Origin of the sequence: Tersicoccus mangrovi (assembly GCF_036881825.1) — a bacterium.
In the GTDB taxonomy this organism is placed as follows: domain Bacteria; phylum Actinomycetota; class Actinomycetes; order Actinomycetales; family Micrococcaceae; genus Tersicoccus; species Tersicoccus mangrovi.
Window position 1 is genome coordinate 1 of sequence record NZ_JBAJMW010000015.1, and the last position, 5,174, is coordinate 5,174.

Consider the following 5,174-nt stretch of genomic DNA (forward strand, 5'->3'; position numbering starts at 1 on the left):
CCTGGGTGGTGTGTGGTGTAAGTTGTTGGCCTATTAGTACCGGTCAGCTTCACGAGTCTTCAGTCCTCGCTTCCACATCCGGCCTATCAACCCAGTGGTCTAGCTGGGGGCCTTCAACCCTTACGGGTATGGAAATCTCATCTTGAAGCAGGCTTCCCGCTTAGATGCTTTCAGCGGTTATCCCATCCGAACGTAGCTAATCAGCGGTGCACTTGGCAGTACAACTGACACACCAGAGGTTCGTCCGTCCCGGTCCTCTCGTACTAAGGACAGCCCTTCTCAAATTTCCTGCGCGCGCAGCGGATAGGGACCGAACTGTCTCACGACGTTCTAAACCCAGCTCGCGTACCGCTTTAATGGGCGAACAGCCCAACCCTTGGGACCTACTCCAGCCCCAGGATGCGACGAGCCGACATCGAGGTGCCAAACCATGCCGTCGATATGGACTCTTGGGCAAGATCAGCCTGTTATCCCCGAGGTACCTTTTATCCGTTGAGCGACGGCCCTTCCACGAGGTGCCGCCGGATCACTAGTCCCGACTTTCGTCCCTGCTCGAGATGTCTCTCTCACAGTCAAGCTCCCTTGTGCACTTACACTCGACACCTGATTGCCAACCAGGCTGAGGGAACCTTTGGGCGCCTCCGTTACTCTTTAGGAGGCAACCGCCCCAGTTAAACTACCCATCAGGCACTGTCCCTGACCCGGATCACGGGTCGAAGTTAGACATCCGAAGCGGTCAGAGTGGTATTTCAACGATGACTCCACCAACACTAGCGTGCCGGCTTCACAGTCTCCCACCTATCCTACACAAACCGCACCGAACACCAATACCAAACTATAGTAAAGGTCTCGGGGTCTTTCCGTCCTGCTGCGCGTAACGAGCATCTTTACTCGTAGTGCAATTTCGCCGAGTTTATGGTTGAGACAGCGGGGAAGTCGTTACTCCATTCGTGCAGGTCGGAACTTACCCGACAAGGAATTTCGCTACCTTAGGATGGTTATAGTTACCACCGCCGTTTACTGGGGCTTAAATTCCCAGCTTCGCGCCGAAACGCTAACCGGTCCTCTTAACCTTCCAGCACCGGGCAGGAGTCAGTCCGTATACATCGTCTTGCGACTTCGCACGGACCTGTGTTTTTAGTAAACAGTCGCTTCCCCCTGGTCTCTGCGGCCCACACCCGCTCGAGCACGCGAAGTGCCGTCACGGGGCAGGCCCCCCTTCTCCCGAAGTTACGGGGGCATTTTGCCGAGTTCCTTAACCATAATTCTCTCGATCGCCTTGGTATTCTCTACCTGATCACCTGTGTCGGTTTCGGGTACGGGCGGCTAGAACCTCGCGTCGATGCTTTTCTCGGCAGCAGAGGATCACCAGATTCCCCCGACAGGGGGTCCCATCACGTCTCGGCCTTCACGCCCCACGGATTTGCCAATGGGACAGCCTACCTGCTTGGACCGGGACAACCATCGCCCGGCCTGGCTACCTTCCTGCGTCACACCTGTTAATACGCTTACCTCCCCGGATCAGGTCCCACGCCGCACGACCGGTGGGATCCCCGAAAGGAACCCGGTGATCGATTGGGGTGGTTAGTGTCCCCGGATCAGTATGGGCGGTTCTTCGCCGGTACGGGAATATCAACCCGTTGTCCATCGACTACGCCTGTCGGCCTCGCCTTAGGTCCCGACTCACCCAGGGCAGATTAGCTTGACCCTGGAACCCTTGATCATTCGGCGGACGGGTTTCTCACCCGTCTTTCGCTACTCATGCCTGCATTCTCACTCGTGTGGGCTCCACCACTGGGTCACCCCGCAGCTTCACTGCCCACACGACGCTCCCCTACCCATCCACACCCCTGAACCACGAAGGCTAGGGAACGTATGAATGCCACGACTTCGGCGGTGTACTTGAGCCCCGCTACATTGTCGGCGCGGAATCACTTGACCAGTGAGCTATTACGCACTCTTTCAAGGGTGGCTGCTTCTAAGCCAACCTCCTGGTTGTCTAAGCAACTCCACATCCTTTCCCACTTAGCACACGCTTAGGGGCCTTAGTCGGTGGTCTGGGCTGTTTCCCTCTCGACCATGAAGCTTATCCCCCACGGTCTCACTGCTGCGCTCTCACTTACCGGCATTCGGAGTTTGGCTGACGTCAGTAACCTTTTGGGGCCCATCGGCCATCCAGTAGCTCTACCTCCGGCAAGAAACACGCAACGCTGCACCTAAATGCATTTCGGGGAGAACCAGCTATCACGAAGTTTGATTGGCCTTTCACCCCTACCCACAGCTCATCCCCTCCATTTTCAACTGAAGTGGGTTCGGTCCTCCACGACGTCTTACCGTCGCTTCAACCTGGCCATGGGTAGATCACTTCGCTTCGGGTCTAGATCACGCCACTGAACGCCCTGTTCAGACTCGCTTTCGCTACGGCTTCCCCACACGGGTTAACCTCGCGACGTAACACTAACTCGCAGGCTCATTCTTCAAAAGGCACGCTATCACCCACCCACCACAAGGGTGTCAGGCTCTAACGGATTGTAAGCACACGGTTTCAGGTACTATTTCACTCCCCTCCCGGGGTACTTTTCACCTTTCCCTCACGGTACTGGTCCGCTATCGGTCATCAGGAAGTATTTAGGCTTACCAGGTGGTCCTGGCAGATTCACACGGGATTTCTCGGGCCCCGTGCTACTCGGGAACACATCACCACGCGGCGGAACGCATTACGGTTACGGGACTCACACCCTCTACGGTCAGGCATTCAAACCTGTTCACCTATACGCCCGCACCTCACGCGCCAGAGCCGGCAGACCCTGGACGAACGGTCCCACAACCCCGGAAACGCAACCCCTGCCGGGTATCACACGCAACCGGTTTAGCCCCATCCGCGTTCGCTCGCCACTACTAACGGAATCACTGTTGTTTTCTCTTCCTGCGGGTACTGAGATGTTTCACTTCCCCGCGTTCCCCCCGCACGCCCTATATATTCAGACGGCGGTAACCACACATGACATGCGGCCGGGTTTCCCCATTCGGAAATCCTAGGATCACAGACCGGTTATCGTCTCCCCTAGGCTTATCGCAGATTCCCACGTCCTTCATCGGCTCCTGATGCCAAGGCATCCACCGTGTGCCCTTAGAAACTTACACACAGAACAATCAGAATTAAGATGCTCGCGTCCACTATGCAGTTCTCAAACAACAACCCCCATACCCCGCCAGACCACCCCACCAGGGATGCCGGCACGCCAGACACAGGGAACACCAGAAACAACCAGACCCACCACCACCCCCACACACCCGACCTCCACCAAAGGAGGACGACCACGCAGGGGACGGCGCCGGGGCCTGTTGTCCCAGGACCCAACAGTGTGTTGCCTAGGCCCACCACCCACCGAAGAACCCACCACCCTTCCAACCCCCGCACTCCCGAAGAAGCAGCCGAGGCGTACTAGGCGGCCGGTCACCAGCACCGGTGACGGACACGAGTCTTGTTGATGTTCCACCCATGAGCACCCGCACCCACACACTGGTGAGTCAACGGGCAATCTCCTCGACCCCAGCCACCCACCACACAGGGCGAGCAACCATCCAGGGTCTCAAAGTGCTCCTTAGAAAGGAGGTGATCCAGCCGCACCTTCCGGTACGGCTACCTTGTTACGACTTAGTCCCAATCGCCAGTCCCACCTTCGACGGCTCCCTCCCAAGGGTTAGGCCACCGGCTTCGGGTGTTACCAACTTTCGTGACTTGACGGGCGGTGTGTACAAGGCCCGGGAACGTATTCACCGCAGCGTTGCTGATCTGCGATTACTAGCGACTCCGACTTCACGTGGTCGAGTTGCAGACCACGATCCGAACTGAGACCGGCTTTTTGGGATTAGCTCCACCTCACAGTATCGCAACCCTTTGTACCGGCCATTGTAGCATGCGTGAAGCCCAAGACATAAGGGGCATGATGATTTGACGTCATCCCCACCTTCCTCCGAGTTGACCCCGGCAGTCTCCCATGAGTCCCCACCATTACGTGCTGGCAACATGGAACGAGGGTTGCGCTCGTTGCGGGACTTAACCCAACATCTCACGACACGAGCTGACGACAACCATGCACCACCTGTGAACCGGCCACAAGTGGGGGACACATCTCTGCGCCTTTCCGGTCCATGTCAAGCCTTGGTAAGGTTCTTCGCGTTGCATCGAATTAATCCGCATGCTCCGCCGCTTGTGCGGGCCCCCGTCAATTCCTTTGAGTTTTAGCCTTGCGGCCGTACTCCCCAGGCGGGGCACTTAATGCGTTAGCTACGGCGCGGAAAACGTGGAATGTTCCCCACACCTAGTGCCCAACGTTTACGGCATGGACTACCAGGGTATCTAATCCTGTTCGCTCCCCATGCTTTCGCTCCTCAGCGTCAGTAACAGCCCAGAGACCTGCCTTCGCCATCGGTGTTCCTCCTGATATCTGCGCATTTCACCGCTACACCAGGAATTCCAGTCTCCCCTACTGCACTCTAGTCTGCCCGTACCCACTGCAGACCCGGGGTTAAGCCCCGGGCTTTCACAGCAGACGCGACAAACCGCCTACGAGCTCTTTACGCCCAATAATTCCGGACAACGCTTGCGCCCTACGTATTACCGCGGCTGCTGGCACGTAGTTAGCCGGCGCTTCTTCTGCAAGTACCCTCAACCAGACAAAAGCCTGGCCTTGTTCCCTGCTGAAAGAGGTTTACAACCCGAAGGCCGTCATCCCTCACGCGGCGTCGCTGCATCAGGCTTTCGCCCATTGTGCAATATTCCCCACTGCTGCCTCCCGTAGGAGTCTGGGCCGTGTCTCAGTCCCAGTGTGGCCGGTCACCCTCTCAGGCCGGCTACCCGTCGTCGCCTTGGTGAGCCATTACCCCACCAACAAGCTGATAGGCCGTGAGTCCATCCAAAACCACCCGAAGGCTTTCCACCACCCCCCATGCGAGGAGAGGTCATATCCAGTATTAGACCCAGTTTCCCAGGCTTATCCCAGAGTCAAGGGCAGGTTACTCACGTCTTACTCACCCGTTCGCCACTAATCCATGGTGCAAGCACCACATCATCGTTCGACTTGCATGTGTTAAGCACGCCGCCAGCGTTCGTCCTGAGCCAGGATCAAACTCTCCGTCAAAAAAACGAAAAAACAATCCCGGCAATGACA

2 rRNA genes are annotated in these 5,174 nt (G+C 57.1%); both read right to left on the reverse strand.

The features are described 5' to 3' along the window. Window positions 1-13 precede the first annotated feature (13 nt). Window positions 14-3,144: ribosomal RNA gene (locus V6N00_RS17130) — 23S ribosomal RNA — on the reverse strand. 465 nt (window positions 3,145-3,609) lie between these two features. Then, window positions 3,610-5,144, reverse strand: a 16S ribosomal RNA gene (locus tag V6N00_RS17135). The 16S and 23S rRNA genes sit together here, the layout of an rRNA operon. Window positions 5,145-5,174 lie beyond the last annotated feature (30 nt).